At 38.8% G+C, this 286-nt stretch carries 1 pseudogene; it reads right to left on the bottom strand.

Annotation, left to right across the window (positions count from 1 at the left end):
• Positions 1-286: pseudogene (locus FLQ44_RS24400) on the bottom strand (IS1 family transposase); the annotation flags it as partial.

Here is a 286-nt window from a genome sequence, read left to right as displayed (position 1 = left end):
TCTCTCAATATGGTTGGTCAGTCCACTGTTTTTACCCACGGCTTTATGCCGTTTGCTTGGAATGACTTTCTCATAAGCCGCCCAATAATCTGTATAACAAACAGCACATTGTCGATAAATTGATGGGAGAGAATTCCATAATCCTCTAGCCCCTTGTTCGCTGCGCTCGCCAATATAACAACCGACAATTTACCTAGTTTTTTTATCCAATGCTAACCAAATCCACTGCTTATTACCTTTATGATTAACGAATGACCAAGCTTCATCACATTCGATATTTAATTTA

The organism is Vogesella mureinivorans, assembly GCF_007644035.1.
Taxonomy (GTDB): Bacteria; Pseudomonadota; Gammaproteobacteria; order Burkholderiales; family Chromobacteriaceae; genus Vogesella; species Vogesella mureinivorans.
This window is presented reverse-complemented; position numbering and strand designations above follow the sequence as displayed.